Below are 14,824 nucleotides of genomic sequence, written 5' to 3' on the forward strand. Positions count from 1 at the left end.
GCTCGGGTAAACTGGCCGCCGCTTTTTACAAGATCAGACGCAGGGGTCAGATTATGCCGCTCACTCAAGAGCAGAAGAAACAGTACAAATCCATTGGCCACCATCTGAAACCAGTTTTGACTGTGGCTGACAACGGTTTGACTGAAGGTGTGTTAGCCGAACTTGAACGCGCTTTGGCGGATCACGAGCTGATTAAAATCAAGCTCAACATCCTCGATCGCGAGTCGCGCCTGGCGAACATTGCAGAACTGTGCAAGGTCGGCAAAGCGGACCTGGTTCAGGTCATCGGCAAGATGGCACTGATTTACCGCAAGAACTTCAGCGTCAACAAGCAGCTGTCGAACGTCCATCGCTTCAAGTGATGACAAGGGTCAAGGGTGTGCTTCGCGCACCCTGCCACTCCATCCAGGCACCGGCTGCAACACCAGCATCAGCCCGGAAAAGCCCAGAACAAGATAGCTGAACACCTGCCAACGCACGGCATCCGGCCAACCGATACGCACCGCGGCATACATCGCACACGCGAACAGCGCCATCATCAGCAGTTGCCCGCGAATATCGCGCCATAGACTGGCAAGGCCCTCGGCCTGAACCAGCACCAAAGCCTGAAAAATCACACACGCTGCGGCGAATCCCACCATCAGCGCATCAAGCATGCCTGCGATTTCGTCGATCAGCAGCGGTGCCAGGCCAATCCTGCCCAGCACCGGCAGCAGACCAATGTGCAACAGCCACAGGCCGCCGACCCACAACATCTGAGTCAGCTGCCAAAGCATGGCGCCCGCACGTAGCGGGCGCCTGCGTTTAGATGTGGCGTACTTCGACAATCTCGTACTCGATAACGCCGCCAGGCGTTTTCACGGCAACCACATCACCCTCTTCCTTGGCTATCAAGGCGCGGGCCAGTGGCGAGCCGACCGAAATCTTGCCAAGTTTGAAGTCAGCCTCATCCTCACCCACGATGTGGTAAGTGACGCGCTCGTCAGTCTCGACATTGGCGATTTCAACGGTGGTGCCGAAAATCACTTTACCGGTGTGAGGAATGGTCGTGACATCAATGATGACCTGATTCTGAATCCGGCCTTCAATGTCACGAATCCGCGCCTCAACCATACCTTGCTGCTCACGAGCAGCGTGGTATTCGGCGTTTTCCTTCAGGTCACCCAACTCGCGGGCCGTGCCGATGTCCTGGCTGAGCTTCGGGCGGACGACCTTGGTCAGGTGAGTGTGTTCTTCTTCAAGGGCTTTCGCGCCCTTGACGGTCATTGGGTACTTGATCATGCCTTCAATCCTGCGTGTAGATCCTGCAAGCGGCGCACGGTCTTCTCGGGACCGAACTTCAGCGCTTCGCAGATAGCTTCGCCAGCAGCAATGGTAGTGGTGCAGTAGATTTTGTGCTGCAAGGCATTACGACGAATGGAGTACGAATCAGCGATCGATTGACGACCTTCGGTGGTGTTGATGATCAGGGTGACTTCGTCATTCTTGATCATGTCGACCACGTGCGGACGACCTTCGGTCACCTTGTTCACACGACGCACTTTCAGGCCTGCGGCTTCGATAAGCTTGGCAGTACCGGCAGTGGCGACCACTTCGAAGCCCAAGTTGATCAGATCACGGGCCACGCCTGCAACCAGTGGCTTGTCGTCATCACGCACACTGATGAACGCGGTACCGCCGGTCGGCAACACTTCGCTGGCGCCCATTTGGGCCTTGGCAAACGCTTCACCGAAGGTGTCGCCCACGCCCATCACTTCACCAGTGGACTTCATCTCTGGGCCCAGGATCGGGTCCACGCCAGGGAATTTGGCGAATGGGAACACCGCCTCTTTCACACTGTAGAAGTTCGGAATGATTTCTTTGGTGAAACCGATTTCCTTCAGGGTTTTACCGGCCATCACGCGAGCCGCGATCATTGCCAGGGAAACACCGATGCACTTCGACACGAACGGTACGGTACGGGAAGCGCGCGGGTTGACTTCGATGACGTAGATGTCTTCGCCTTGCAGCGCCAGCTGAACGTTCATCAGGCCGACAACGCCCAGTTCCAGGGCCATTTTCTTGACCTGTTCGCGCATCTCGTCCTGGATGTGAGCAGGCAGCGAGTACGGCGGCAAGGAGCACGCGGAGTCACCGGAGTGAACGCCGGCCTGCTCGATGTGCTGCATGATCGCGCCGATCACCACGTCGGTGCCGTCGCAGACCGCATCCACGTCCATTTCGATTGCGCAGTTGAGGAAGTGGTCGAGCAGCACCGGGCTGTCGTTGGACACTTTCACCGCATCGCGCAGGTAGCGCTTGAGCTCTTCTTCTTCGTAAACGATTTCCATCGCGCGGCCGCCCAGTACGTAGGACGGACGAACCACCAGCGGGTAACCAATCTTGCTGGCCGCACGAATCGCTTCGTCTTCGCTGCGCACGGTGGCGTTTGGCGGCTGACGCAGGTTCAGGCGCTCAACCATTTGCTGGAAGCGCTCACGGTCTTCGGCACGGTCAATAGCGTCAGGGCTGGTGCCGATGATCGGCACGCCAGCTTCTTCCAGGGCACGAGCCAGTTTAAGCGGGGTTTGGCCGCCGTACTGGACGATCACGCCTTTTGGCTTCTCGACGCGGCAGATTTCCAGCACGTCTTCCAGGGTCACCGGCTCGAAGTACAGACGATCGGAGGTGTCGTAATCGGTCGAAACGGTTTCCGGGTTGCAGTTGACCATGATGGTCTCGTAACCGTCGGCGCGCAGGGCCAGTGCCGCGTGTACGCAGCAGTAGTCGAACTCGATGCCTTGGCCGATGCGGTTAGGACCGCCGCCGAGGATCATGATCTTGTCGCGGCCCGTCGGTGCGGCTTCGCACTCTTCCTCGTACGTCGAGTAGAGGTAAGCGGTGTCGGTGGCGAACTCGGCCGCGCAGGTGTCAACGCGCTTGTAGACCGGGAAGATCTCAAGCTTGTGACGGTGGCGACGCAGAGCCTTCTCGGTCACGCCCAGCAGCTTGGCCAGACGCATGTCGGAGAAGCCTTTGCGCTTGAGGCGGAACATCAAGTCGCGGTCGATGCTGGCCAGACCCAGGGTCTTGACCTTCTCTTCTTCCTTGATCAGATCTTCGATCTGCACCAGGAACCACGGGTCGATCATGTTCATGCCGAAGATGTCTTCGACCGACAGGCCGGCGCGGAAGGCGTCAGCCACGTACCAGATACGCTCGGCACCCGGCACGGTCAGTTCGCGCTTGAGCACGCTCATGCTTTCCGGGTTGCTCAGGTCGAGCTTCTCGTCCAGACCGCAAACGCCCACTTCCAGACCGCGCAGGGCTTTCTGCAGGGATTCCTGGAAAGTCCGGCCGATGGCCATCACTTCACCGACCGACTTCATTTGAGTGGTCAGGCGTGCGTCGGCTTTCGGAAATTTTTCGAAGGCGAACCGTGGCAGCTTGGTGACGACGTAGTCGATCGACGGCTCGAAGGATGCAGGAGTAGCGCCGCCGGTGATTTCGTTCTGCAGCTCGTCCAGGGTGTAGCCGATCGCCAGCTTGGCAGCGATACGCGCAATCGGGAAACCAGTGGCTTTCGAGGCCAGTGCCGAAGAGCGAGATACACGCGGGTTCATCTCGATCACGACCATACGGCCAGTGTCGGGGCAGATGCCAAACTGAACGTTGGAGCCGCCGGTTTCCACGCCGATCTCACGCAGTACCGCCAACGAGGCGTTACGCATGATCTGGTATTCCTTGTCCGTCAGGGTCTGTGCCGGAGCAACGGTGATCGAGTCACCGGTGTGCACGCCCATCGGGTCAAAGTTTTCGATGGAGCAGACGATGATGCAGTTGTCCTTCTTATCGCGGACAACCTCCATCTCATACTCTTTCCAGCCGATCAGGGATTCGTCGATCAGCAGCTCTTTGGTCGGCGACAGGTCGAGACCGCGGGCGCAGATTTCTTCGAACTCTTCACGGTTGTAAGCGATACCGCCACCGGTGCCGCCCATGGTGAAGGACGGACGGATGATGCACGGGAAGCCGAGCTTCTCGAGGACCACATTGGCCTCTTCCATGCTGTGGGCGATACCCGAACGCGGGCAGTCCAGGCCGATGGATTTCATCGCCTTGTCGAAGCGCGAACGGTCTTCAGCCTTGTCGATGGTGTCAGCGTTGGCGCCGATCATCTCTACGCCGAACTTCTCCAGAACGCCTTCGCGCTCCAGATCCAGTGCGCAGTTCAGAGCGGTCTGGCCACCCATGGTCGGCAGCAGCGCGTCCGGACGCTCTTTCTCGATGATTTTGGCAACGGTCTGCCACTTGATCGGCTCGATGTAGGTGGCGTCGGCCATGTCCGGGTCGGTCATGATGGTCGCTGGGTTGGAATTCACCAGGATGACGCGGTAACCCTCCTCGCGCAGGGCTTTACAGGCCTGGGCGCCGGAGTAGTCGAATTCGCAGGCCTGGCCGATCACGATCGGGCCAGCGCCGAGAATCAGGATGCTTTTAATATCTGTACGTTTTGGCATGGGTTTGTCACTCAAATCCGCAGGTCAGTCGGCAAGCCGTCTTGTTCAATCTTTGAAGCCTTGAGGGGGCCACCGGTGTCGGGACCGCCCTCAAGCTTTGCTACATCAAGGCGAGCGATTAGCGTCGCTTGGCCATTTCATTGATGAAGCGATCAAACAGTGGTGCTACGTCGTTCGGGCCAGGGCTGGCTTCCGGGTGACCCTGGAAGCTGAAGGCGCTCTTGTCGGTACGCTCGATGCCTTGCAGGGTGCCGTCGAACAGCGATTTGTGGATCGCGCGGACGTTGGCTGGCAGGGTCGTTTCGTCTACCGCAAAACCGTGGTTCTGGCTGGTGATCATCACCACACCGGTGTCCAGATCCTGGACCGGGTGGTTGGCACCGTGGTGGCCGTGACCCATTTTCAGGGTCTTGGCACCGGAGGCCAGGGCCAGCAGTTGGTGACCAAGGCAGATACCGAAGACCGGAATTTCGGTTTCCAGCACATCTTTGATCGCCTGGATCGCGTAGTCGCAAGGCTCCGGGTCACCAGGGCCATTGGACAGGAACACGCCGTCCGGCTTCATCGCCAGAACGTCAGCGGCTGGGGTTTGAGCCGGCACCACGGTCACGCGGCAACCGCGCTCGACCAGCATGCGCAGGATATTCAGTTTGACGCCGTAGTCGTAGGCAACCACATGGTATGGCAGCTCGGAGGCTTCGATAGTCGCGTGGCTGTCGGTTTTCAAATCCCAGACAGTCGAGCGCCACTCGTATTTCTCTTTGGTGCTGACGACTTTCGCCAGGTCCATGCCCTTGAGGCCAGGGAAACCCTGAGCGGCGGCGATGGCTGCTTCTTCGGAAATGTTGTCACCGGCCATGATGCAGCCGTTCTGCGCGCCTTTTTCACGCAGGATGCGCGTCAGGCGGCGAGTGTCGATACCGGCGATTGCCACAACGTTGTTGGCTTTCAGGTAGTCGGACAGAGACATCGTGTTACGCCAGTTGCTCGCAACCAGCGGCAGGTCACGGATAACCAGGCCAGCGGACCAGACGCGGTCGGACTCGGCGTCTTCCGGCGTGGTGCCGGTGTTGCCGATGTGCGGGTAAGTCAGGGTAACAATCTGTTGGGCGTAGGAAGGATCGGTAAGGATTTCCTGATAGCCGGTCATTGCGGTGTTGAACACCACCTCACCAACGGTTTGACCGTCGGCTCCAATGGCTTCGCCGCGAAAAATGCTGCCATCAGCAAGGGCGAGTATGGCTGGCTTAGTCAAGAAGACCTCCCGTAAATAAAGCCTGAAAGGGCGATCGCAGGTTGTAAAAAAGCGGAGTGACGTATGGACACGTCACCCCGCTTCTTCACCGAATAATTCTGCGCGCTTTTAGTGGACACACTAAAGCTGTAGCTTACAGAAAAAGGCATTTTTGGTCTACCGCCAATGAGCCTTAAAGGCCGAGGAATGCGACAGGACGTCGCTTGGCGGAGTAAAACCGGGCTCAAACACACTATTTGAGCCCGATTTCGGGCGCATCTTAACGCAGATCGAGTACGTCTTGCATGTCGTATAGACCCGGGTGACGACCGTCCAGCCACAACGCAGCACGTACTGCGCCCTTGGCGAAGGTCATACGACTGGAAGCTTTATGCGTAATTTCCAGTCGCTCACCCTCACAGGCGAACAGAACAGTATGATCGCCGACTACATCACCACCGCGAACAGTGGCAAAGCCGATAGTTTCACGCTCGCGAGCACCGGTATGGCCTTCACGACCATACACCGCAACTTTCTGCAGATCACGATCCAGAGCGCTTGCGATGACTTCACCCATGCGCAGAGCCGTACCTGAAGGCGCATCGATCTTGTGCCGATGATGAGCCTCGATGATCTCGATATCCGCGTCATCACCCAGCACACGAGCAGCCATGTCGAGCAGCTTCAGCGACAGGTTCACACCGACACTGAAATTGGCTGCGAACACGATCGGAATATCCTTGCCAGCCTCGGCCAGCAGCTGCTTCTGCGCGGCGTCCAGCCCTGTCGTGCCGATCACCATGGCCTTGCCCGCCTTACGGCAGAACGCCAGGTTTTTCAGCATGACTTCCGGGAGCGTGAAGTCGATCAGCACGTCGAACTCATCAGCCACCGCGTCCAGATTGCCGGACAGTGGAACGCCGATACGCCCCAGCGAGGCCAGCTCACCAGCATCCACGCCAATCAGCGTACTGCCGGGGCGTACGATGGCCGCCGTCAGCCCGGTCAGCGGCGCGCGTTGCTGCACTGCCTCGACCAGAATCTTGCCCATGCGCCCGGCAGCGCCCATCACAGCTATACGTCGCATGCCGACTCCTTACAAATCGCCGAAGAAGCGCTTCACGCCTTCGAACCAACCAGTGGTTTTAGGCGAATGGCTGTTGTCATCTGCCAGCGAGCTACGGAACTCTTCCAGCAGTTCGCGCTGACGACGCCCCAGATTGACCGGGGTTTCGACCGCTACACGGCACATCAAGTCACCAGCACCGCCGCCGCGCACTGGCGCAACGCCCTTGCCGCGAACACGGAACTGCTTGCCGGTCTGAGTCCCCTCAGGAATCTTCAGTTTGACTCGACCATCAAGGGTCGGAATCTCCAGCTCGCCACCCAGCGCAGCATCGACAAAACTGATCGGCACTTCGCAGAACAGGTGCTTGCCGTCTCGCTGGAAGATCGCGTGCTCACGCACGTTGATCACCACGTACAGGTCGCCCGTCGGACCACCCTGAGCACCCGCCTCGCCTTCGCCGGACAGACGAATTCGATCACCGGTATCGACGCCGGCCGGCACTTTCACCGAGAGGGTTTTGTACTCTTCGACACGACCTTGACCGTCGCACGAGTCGCACGGATCGGAAATGATCTTGCCCTGGCCATGACAGCGCGGACATGTCTGCTGCACCGAGAAAAAGCCCTGCTGCATACGGACTTGACCGATACCGCCGCATGTCGGGCAGGTTATCGGCGAGGAACCTTTCTTGGCACCCGAACCGTCGCACGGCTTGCAGTTGACCAATGTCGGAACACGGATATTAACGGTCGTACCGCGCACCGCTTCTTCCAGATTCAGTTCCAGGGTGTAACGCAGGTCGCTGCCGCGCTGAGCGCCGCCACGAGAACCGCCGCGACCGCCGCCGAAGAAGTCACTGAAGACATCACCAAAGATGTCGGAGAAGTTCTGACCGCCAAACCCTGCACCGCCGCCGCCCATGCTTGGATCGACACCGGCATGACCGTACTGGTCGTAGGCCGCTCGCTTGCTGGAATCGGACAGGACTTCGTAGGCCTCGTTGGCCTCCTTGAACATATCTTCCGACGCTTTGTCATCGGGATTACGGTCCGGGTGGTGCTTCATCGCCAGGCGACGGTAGGCCTTTTTCAGGTCTGCTTCGCTTGAGCCACGCTCAACACCCAATACTTCGTAATAGTCACGCTTTGCCATAAGTCTTTGCACTCTTAAGGACGTCCGGCAAACCTCTCCTGAGCCTTGCCAAACTCGTTGAGCCCCAATACAGGCCCGGACCCAACTCACGTCAATTCAACGATCCTGGTCTTTGATTCGATACGGTACTTTCGGCTCGAAAAGCAGGAGCATTCCCGGCCATACCGCCAACACTGGAGCGGACTGAATGGCTTGTTCGTTAGGCAATTCCGGCGCCTGAACACCATATCCTGCGTTGCCGCACCTCCCCATAGCGAGCTATGAGTCGTCGCAGCGCCTTGGCTATGGCGTTCAGGAATCCGAACTTGCTCTAACGAACAAGCCACTCACTCCGCCTTTGTCGCATGCTGTAAAAATTCGCTAACTCCAGACACGCCAACGCGGGAGCAAGCTCCCGCGCGGCGACATCCTACCAGTCACCGCCTGAAGGCAGTCAACCGGGCGACCAACAACTTACTTGTGGTCTTTGACTTCTTCGAACTCGGCATCGACAACGTCGTCAGCCTTCTCAGCCTTTTCGTCGTGCGGCGCCGCACCTTCAGCAGGCTGAGCCTGTTCGGCGTACATCTTCTGCGCCACTGGAGCGGAGACTTTCGACAGCTCTTCAACCTTGGCTTCGATCGCAGCCTTGTCGTCGCCTTTGACAGCGGCTTCCAAAGCAACAACAGCAGCTTCGATTGCAGTCTTCTCTTCAGCAGTCACTTTATCGCCAGCGTCTGCGACCATTTTGCGAGTCGAGTGAACCAGCGCATCACCCTGGTTGCGAGCGGCTGCCAGCTCTTCGAACTGGCGATCTGCGTCGACGTTGGCTTCAGCATCGCGAATCATCTGCTGAATCTCTTCCTCGGACAGACCGGAGTTGGCCTTGATCACGATCGACTGAGTCTTGCCGGTAGCCTTGTCTTTGGCGCCTACGTGCAGAATGCCGTTGGCGTCGATGTCGAAGGTCACTTCAATTTGTGGCACACCACGTGGTGCTGGTGGAATCTCGGCCAGGTCGAACTTGCCCAACGACTTGTTCTGAGCGGCTTGCTTACGCTCACCTTGCAGCACGTGAATGGTCACAGCGCCCTGGTTGTCGTCGGCAGTCGAGAACACTTGCGATTTCTTGGTAGGAATCGTGGTGTTTTTCTCGATCAGCGCGGTCATCACGCCGCCCATGGTTTCAATACCCAGAGTCAGCGGGCTAACGTCCAGCAGCAGAACGTCTTTCACGTCACCGGCCAATACTGCGCCCTGGATAGCAGCACCCATGGCAACCGCTTCGTCCGGGTTCACGTCTTTACGCGCTTCTTTACCGAAGAACTCGGTCACCAGCTTCTGAACCAGTGGCATACGGGTCTGACCGCCGACCAGGATCACGTCGTTGATGGCGCCAATCTCGATGCCAGAGTCTTTCAGAGCGATGCGGCAAGGTTCGATGGTGCGTTGAACCAGGTCTTCTACCAGCGCTTCGAGCTTGGCGCGGGAGATTTTCACGTTCAAGTGCTTAGGACCGGTGGCGTCTGCAGTGATGTACGGCAGGTTCACGTCGGTCGAATTGCTCGAAGACAGTTCGATCTTGGCTTTTTCAGCGGCTTCTTTCAGGCGCTGCATGGCCAGCGGGTCACCCTTAAGGTTCATGCCGCTTTCTTTCTTGAATTCGTCGACGAGGTAGTCGATCAGACGAATGTCAAAGTCTTCACCGCCCAGGAACGTGTCGCCGTTGGTGGCCAATACTTCGAACTGGTGCTCGCCATCGACTTCAGCGATTTCGATCACGGAAACGTCGAAAGTACCGCCGCCCAAGTCGTAAACGATCACGGTGTGATCGCCCTTCGCCTTGTCCATACCGTAAGCCAGAGCGGCTGCGGTTGGTTCGTTGATGATACGTTTTACGTCCAGGCCCGCGATGCGGCCGGCGTCTTTGGTGGCTTGACGCTGGCTGTCGTTGAAGTAGGCCGGAACAGTGATCACCGCTTCGGTCACTGGCTCGCCGAGGTAGTCTTCGGCGGTCTTCTTCATTTTCTTCAGAATTTCAGCCGAGATTTGTGGCGGCGACATTTTCTGGCCGTTCACTTCAACCCACGCATCGCCGTTATCAGCCTTGGCGATTTTGTACGGGACCATCTTGATGTCTTTCTGTACGACTTCTTCGTCGAACTTACGACCGATCAGACGCTTCACCGCATACAGGGTGTTGTGCGGATTGGTCACAGCCTGACGCTTGGCCGATTGGCCAACGAGGATTTCACCGTCATTGGCGTAAGCGATGATCGACGGCGTGGTACGCGTGCCTTCAGCGTTTTCAATAACTTTGGCTACGCCGTTTTCAAGCACGGAGACGCAGGAGTTGGTAGTCCCCAGGTCGATACCGATAATTTTGCCCATGTTCACTCTCCCGAAACTTTGGAATTGGTTGCCGCAGCAGTGGTCGCTAACTGCGGTAGCACTTAAACGCTTGACTTCTAAATGGGGGCCTTGCGGCTAATTTCAAGCCTGCTCGTCTATCGAAGGCGAAACCGGGGCCGGGGCCTTGCTGACCACGACCATGGCCGGGCGCAGCAGGCGACCGTTGAGCTGATAGCCCTTCTGGAACACCTTGAGCACGCTGTTCGGCTCGACATCGGCGCTTTCCTGCATGGCCATTGCCTGATGCTGAACGGCGTTGAACGGTTCGCCATGCGGATCGATCGCTTCCAGCTGATAACGCTTCAGGGTGTCCTGGAACATTTTCAGGGTCAGCTCGATGCCTTCGCGCATTGGACGAATGCTTTCGTCGTCCGGACTGGACAACTCCAGACCACGCTCCAGGCTGTCGATGATCGGCAACAAGTCACCGGCGAATTTCTCCAGTGCGAATTTGTGAGCCTTTTCTACATCCTGCTCGGCGCGACGGCGGACGTTCTGCAGATCAGCCGCTACACGCAAAGCCTGATCATGAGCGCCAGCCAATTGCTCCTCGAGCACTTGAACACGAGCCGCCAGCTCATCACCCGAGTCTTGGGCAGCCTGATCGGCGTCTAGATTTTGCGTATCCACTGTCTGTTCGTCAGCCATAGATTTCTCCTTTCAATATCGTCCGCGAGCTCAACTCGCGCTTCTGCCCAGCTATATGGGGCCGTAAAATTCAGCTTCAAGGGGCGCTTATTGATTAACCCTACAAAAAACAGCTGCATTGCCATTCCCGGGCGCACTAAGGATTTCGTCGGATCAAGCAAATCGAGCTAAGGGAGGGCATTGTCAGCCAGAAACAAAACACTGTATAAATAACCAGACCTAAAGCCTGGGAGCGGCCTTTATGCTGGTGCACCTGTCCGTACATAACTACGCCATCGTTGAACATCTCGATCTCGAACTTGATCGCGGGATGAGCGTGATCACTGGGGAAACCGGCGCCGGCAAGTCGATCATGCTCGACGCCCTCGGCCTGACCCTGGGCGATCGCGCCGACAGCGGCGTGGTCCGTCCCGGCGCCGACAAGGCCGATATCCTGGCAACCTTCGATCTGGTCGATATTCCAGAAGCCAGTGCCTGGCTGGCCGAGCGTGACCTGGAGAGCGATGGCCCGTGCATCCTGCGCCGGGTGATTACCGCCGAAGGTCGCTCGCGTGGCTATATCAATGGCACGCCCTGCCCCCTCGGTGATCTCAAGGCTCTGGGTGAATTGCTGATCGATATCCACAGCCAGCACGAACACCAATCCCTGCTCAAGACCGACACGCACCGCCGTCTGCTCGACGAGTACGCGGGTGCAACGGACCTTGCCCGTCAGGTACACCTGGCCGCCCAACGCTGGCGCCAGACCCGCCAGGAGCTGGAACGCCTTTCCAATTCCGGCGACGAGCAGCGCGCTCGCCATCAATTGCTCAGCTATCAACTCGAAGAGCTGGAAAACCTCGGCCTCGGCGAAAACGAGCTGGAGCAGCTGGAACAGGAACACAAGAACCTGACCAACGCCGAAACCCTGCTGGGCATTTGCCGGCAAGTGGTCGAACAATGCAGCGAAAGTGATTCCGGGAATGTGCTAAACGCCCTCACCGCCAGCCTCAATCGCCTTTCGAGCGTCAACAATTCGATCGGAGCCCTGGGTGAAGCCAGCAGCCTGCTGACCAGTGCACAGATCCAGGTCGAAGAAGCCGTGGGAGAACTGAACCGCTTCCTTGATAACTTCGATGCCGATCCAGCGCGTCTTCAATACCTGGAGGAACGCCTTGATGCGATCTATACCATGGCGCGCAAACACCGCATCCAGCCGACCGAAGTGGCCGAGATGCAGCAGCGCTTGCTGGATGAAATCGAAACCCTGAATGCCAACGACGAATCCATCGAGCGACTGAGCGATGAACTGGCCTCCTATGCCCGTCATTATCAGGAAAAGGCTCGCGAGCTGAGCGATTTGCGCCATCAGGCCTCGAACAGCCTGGCCAGTGCCGTGGAGCAGGAAATCCAGCGACTGGGCATGCCCGGCGGTCGTTTCACCATCGAGCTACGCCCCAACAGTAGCGATGAACTGCTACCCAATGGCCTTGAGCAGGTAGAACTGCTGGTGAGCGCCAACCCCGGCCAGCCATTAAAAGCTCTGGCCAAAGTAGCCTCGGGCGGTGAGCTGTCACGGATCAGCCTGGCGATTCAGGTGATCACCGCGCAGACCTCCCGCGTACCGACCCTGGTGTTCGACGAAGTGGACGTGGGCATCGGTGGTCCGACCGCCGAAATCGTGGGCCAATTGCTGCGTCGACTTGGGGAGCGCGGGCAGGTATTGACGGTAACTCACTTGCCGCAAGTAGCAGCGCAGGGACATCAACATCTATTCGTACACAAGGTGCGCGGCGAAGATGCCACTCACACAGCCGTCTCCAAGCTGAGCAAGAACGATCGTGTCGAAGAAGTGGCGCGGATGCTGGGAGGCATCGACCTTACAAAGGAATCTCTGGCTCATGCCAGGAAAATGGTCGTCACCGCGAAAATTTAAGACCAGCAGAAAGCACGAAGGCGACCCCTGGGGTCGCCTTCGCTCGTTTCGCGAACCTTAAGTTCGCGCGACATGCTTACTTTTTCTTGCGTACGTACAGCACAAGGTTGTGATCAACCATCTCGAAGCCATACTTGTCGACGATTGCCTTCTGCAGTCGCTCGATTTCTTCGTCGAAGAATTCGATCACTTCACTGGTCTCGACGTTGACCATATGGTCGTGATGCTTGCCGTCGTCCAGCTCAAAGACCGCATGGCCCCCGTCAAAGTTGTGCCGCACCACAAGGCCCGCTGCCTCGAACTGGGTCAGGACACGATAAACCGTGGCCAGACCGACGTCCTCACCAGCCTCCATCAGCGCCTTGTAGACGTCCTCGGCACTCATGTGGCGTTGCTCGGCGGAATCGAGCATTTGCAGAATTTTGACCCGTGGAAGGGTCACTTTGAGGCCGGCTTTGCGTAGTTCGCTATTTTCAACCATGGTTAGCTTTCTCGCGATGCTGCTTCGCAGCTTCTCTTAATGCGGGTATGATCGGCGTTTACGTTGTCCCAGCCAAGATAGTGGAAGTCGCCCACCGATGCAAAACACCAAGCTCTTGCTAACCAGTTTCACCCTTGTGGGACTGCTCGCACTCGCCGGTTGTTCATTCCCCGGGGTTTACAAAATCGACATCCAGCAGGGCAATGTCGTCACGCAGGACATGATAGACCAGTTACGCCCGGGAATGACCCGCAAGCAAGTACGGTTTATCATGGGCAACCCTCTGTTGACCGACACGTTCCATGCCGATCGCTGGGATTATCTGTACAGCCTGCAACCGGGTGGCGGTGAACGCCAACAGGAACGCATTAGCGTTATCTTCAACCCAAATGACCAGCTTGTCAGCCTCTCCGGTGATTTCATGCCAGGCGTGAGCCGCGACGAAGCCATTCTCGGCAAGGACAGCGGCTCTACAGTCGCTGCACCAGCAGAAAACGTCGAGAAGCCGAAACCAGAAAAACCGGTCAAGCCAGGTTCGTTGCTGGACCAGATCCAGAAGGACGTCGACGGTGTAGAAACCGTTCCAGTCCCGACTCCAGAACCTCTGGAAACCTCGCCGCAATAATTTGCGACGCAATAAAAAACCCGGCATGTCCGGGTTTTTTATTGTCCAGCGTTTGAGCGAATCACTGATTCCGGTTTTTGGCCTCAGCAGCCTTGGCTGCGCGCAACCGACGAACTTCTTTCGGATCAGCCAGTAATGGCCGGTATATCTCGATGCGATCTCCAGCCTGGACAGGATGCTTGTCCGGATCAGCGATCACCTTACCGAAGATCCCCGCCGGACAACTGGCCAGATCCAGCTCCGAAAACGCCTCGCCGATGCCTGACGCCAGCAAAGCCGCCCGCACGGTTGTTCCTGCCGGAACCGTCACCGAGAGAAGCACCTGACGATCAATGGCGGCATACACCACCTCAACGTCAATCACGGCCTCAACCATGCATCTGCTTGACGCGCTGGCAGAAGGCATCCACCAACGTATTGGCCGCCTGATTGAACAACGGCCCCAGGGTCGCGCGGACAATTGGCCCGGCGTAATCGAACGACAGGTCCAGGCTGATCTTGCAGGCTTTCTCGCCCAACGGCTTGAACACCCAGACGCCATGCAATTGATTGAACGGGCCTTCCTCGAGATTCATCTCGATCGAATGCCCAGGCACCAGCGTGTTGCGCGTTACGAAATGCTGGCTGAGACCGCCCTTGGCCACGCCGACGCTAGCGCGCATATGCTCAGGAGAACTCTCCAGGACTTCGGCCGATGAGCACCACGGCAGGAATTCCGGATAACGGGCCACGTCGTTGACCAGGTCATACAGCGCTTGTGCCGGATACGGCAGCAGGGCCGAACGTTGAATGTGTGTCGTCATGTCAGCG

At 57.8% G+C, this 14,824-nt stretch carries 14 protein-coding genes; 3 read left to right on the forward strand and 11 right to left on the reverse strand.

What is annotated here, in order from left to right; all coding sequences use genetic code 11:
* Positions 1-53: 53 nt before the first annotated feature.
* Complete coding sequence (locus tag MO767_RS07700) at positions 54-362, forward strand: YhbY family RNA-binding protein (protein ID WP_008005472.1); 309 nt, start codon at positions 54-56, stop codon at positions 360-362.
* 9 nt (positions 363-371) lie between these two features.
* Here MO767_RS07700 and MO767_RS07705 read toward each other — a convergent pair whose 3' ends face one another.
* The 8 genes from MO767_RS07705 to grpE form a co-directional block, all read right to left on the reverse strand.
* On the reverse strand, positions 372-776 hold the full coding sequence (locus MO767_RS07705) for an MFS transporter (RefSeq protein ID WP_282480032.1): 405 nt from the start codon (positions 774-776) through the stop codon (positions 372-374).
* Positions 777-804: 28 nt separating this feature from the next.
* Complete coding sequence (gene greA, locus MO767_RS07710; protein WP_007933522.1) at positions 805-1,281, reverse strand: transcription elongation factor GreA; 477 nt, start codon at positions 1,279-1,281, stop codon at positions 805-807.
* Positions 1,278-4,499, reverse strand: coding sequence for a carbamoyl-phosphate synthase large subunit (gene carB / locus MO767_RS07715; protein WP_282480033.1), 3,222 nt, complete (start codon positions 4,497-4,499; stop codon positions 1,278-1,280). The genes greA and carB overlap by 4 nt, the downstream gene beginning before the upstream one ends.
* A gap of 118 nt (positions 4,500-4,617) precedes the next feature.
* The gene (carA, locus tag MO767_RS07720; RefSeq protein WP_090175660.1) at positions 4,618-5,754 is read right to left on the reverse strand and encodes a glutamine-hydrolyzing carbamoyl-phosphate synthase small subunit; all 1,137 of its coding nucleotides are present in this window, start codon (positions 5,752-5,754) and stop codon (positions 4,618-4,620) included.
* Positions 5,755-6,013: 259 nt separating this feature from the next.
* Positions 6,014-6,820 (reverse strand): 4-hydroxy-tetrahydrodipicolinate reductase, encoded by an 807-nt coding sequence (gene dapB, locus MO767_RS07725; protein WP_282480034.1) that lies wholly within the window; start codon positions 6,818-6,820, stop codon positions 6,014-6,016.
* Positions 6,821-6,829: 9 nt separating this feature from the next.
* Positions 6,830-7,954 carry a molecular chaperone DnaJ gene (gene dnaJ, locus MO767_RS07730; protein WP_008149037.1) on the reverse strand — a complete coding sequence of 375 codons (1,125 nt, stop codon included), beginning with the start codon at positions 7,952-7,954 and terminating at the stop codon, positions 6,830-6,832.
* 453 nt (positions 7,955-8,407) lie between these two features.
* A complete protein-coding gene (dnaK, locus tag MO767_RS07735) occupies positions 8,408-10,324 on the reverse strand; it encodes a molecular chaperone DnaK (protein ID WP_282480035.1) in 1,917 nt (638 codons plus the stop codon).
* Between the two features lie 102 nt (positions 10,325-10,426).
* Entirely contained in the window at positions 10,427-10,993 is a 567-nt protein-coding gene (gene grpE, locus MO767_RS07740) for a nucleotide exchange factor GrpE (RefSeq protein WP_033058135.1), read from the reverse strand.
* A 241-nt stretch (positions 10,994-11,234) separates the two neighbouring features.
* Here grpE and recN point away from each other — a divergent pair, with 241 nt between their 5' ends.
* Positions 11,235-12,908: a DNA repair protein RecN gene (gene recN / locus MO767_RS07745; protein ID WP_033058136.1), complete on the forward strand. Its 1,674-nt coding sequence runs from the start codon at positions 11,235-11,237 to the stop codon at positions 12,906-12,908.
* Between the two features lie 76 nt (positions 12,909-12,984).
* On the opposite strand, the gene fur is transcribed toward recN, so the two are convergent.
* The gene (fur, locus tag MO767_RS07750) at positions 12,985-13,389 is read right to left on the reverse strand and encodes a ferric iron uptake transcriptional regulator (RefSeq protein WP_003197684.1); all 405 of its coding nucleotides are present in this window, start codon (positions 13,387-13,389) and stop codon (positions 12,985-12,987) included.
* A 97-nt stretch (positions 13,390-13,486) separates the two neighbouring features.
* Between fur and MO767_RS07755 the strand changes: the two genes are divergently transcribed.
* Complete coding sequence (locus MO767_RS07755; protein WP_282480036.1) at positions 13,487-14,014, forward strand: outer membrane protein assembly factor BamE; 528 nt, start codon at positions 13,487-13,489, stop codon at positions 14,012-14,014.
* 61 nt (positions 14,015-14,075) lie between these two features.
* Here the strand turns inward: MO767_RS07755 and MO767_RS07760 are convergent, their stop codons facing one another.
* Both MO767_RS07760 and MO767_RS07765 read right to left on the reverse strand, forming a co-directional pair.
* Positions 14,076-14,390, reverse strand: a complete 315-nt coding sequence (locus MO767_RS07760) for an RnfH family protein (protein WP_282480037.1) — start codon at positions 14,388-14,390, stop codon at positions 14,076-14,078.
* The gene (locus MO767_RS07765; protein ID WP_282480038.1) at positions 14,383-14,817 is read right to left on the reverse strand and encodes a type II toxin-antitoxin system RatA family toxin; all 435 of its coding nucleotides are present in this window, start codon (positions 14,815-14,817) and stop codon (positions 14,383-14,385) included. Before MO767_RS07765 ends, MO767_RS07760 begins: the two co-directional genes overlap by 8 nt.
* Between the last annotated feature and the right edge of the window lie 7 nt (positions 14,818-14,824).

The organism is Pseudomonas sp. UYIF39 (genome assembly GCF_029963765.1).
Lineage (GTDB): Bacteria > Pseudomonadota > Gammaproteobacteria > Pseudomonadales > Pseudomonadaceae > Aquipseudomonas.

Coding starts and splice junctions, on each gene's coding strand:
- MO767_RS07705 (WP_282480032.1), bottom strand. CDS start 776: ATGCTTTGGCAGCTGACTCAGATGTTGTGGGTCGGCGGCCTGTGGCTG.
- MO767_RS07755 (WP_282480036.1), top strand. CDS start 13,487: ATGCAAAACACCAAGCTCTTGCTAACCAGTTTCACCCTTGTGGGACTG.
- MO767_RS07760 (WP_282480037.1), bottom strand. CDS start 14,390: ATGGTTGAGGCCGTGATTGACGTTGAGGTGGTGTATGCCGCCATTGAT.
- dapB (WP_282480034.1), bottom strand. CDS start 6,820: ATGCGACGTATAGCTGTGATGGGCGCTGCCGGGCGCATGGGCAAGATT.
- greA (WP_007933522.1), bottom strand. CDS start 1,281: ATGATCAAGTACCCAATGACCGTCAAGGGCGCGAAAGCCCTTGAAGAA.
- dnaK (WP_282480035.1), bottom strand. CDS start 10,324: ATGGGCAAAATTATCGGTATCGACCTGGGGACTACCAACTCCTGCGTC.
- grpE (WP_033058135.1), bottom strand. CDS start 10,993: ATGGCTGACGAACAGACAGTGGATACGCAAAATCTAGACGCCGATCAG.
- dnaJ (WP_008149037.1), bottom strand. CDS start 7,954: ATGGCAAAGCGTGACTATTACGAAGTATTGGGTGTTGAGCGTGGCTCA.
- MO767_RS07765 (WP_282480038.1), bottom strand. CDS start 14,817: ATGACGACACACATTCAACGTTCGGCCCTGCTGCCGTATCCGGCACAA.
- carB (WP_282480033.1), bottom strand. CDS start 4,499: ATGCCAAAACGTACAGATATTAAAAGCATCCTGATTCTCGGCGCTGGC.
- MO767_RS07700 (WP_008005472.1), top strand. CDS start 54: ATGCCGCTCACTCAAGAGCAGAAGAAACAGTACAAATCCATTGGCCAC.
- fur (WP_003197684.1), bottom strand. CDS start 13,389: ATGGTTGAAAATAGCGAACTACGCAAAGCCGGCCTCAAAGTGACCCTT.
- recN (WP_033058136.1), top strand. CDS start 11,235: ATGCTGGTGCACCTGTCCGTACATAACTACGCCATCGTTGAACATCTC.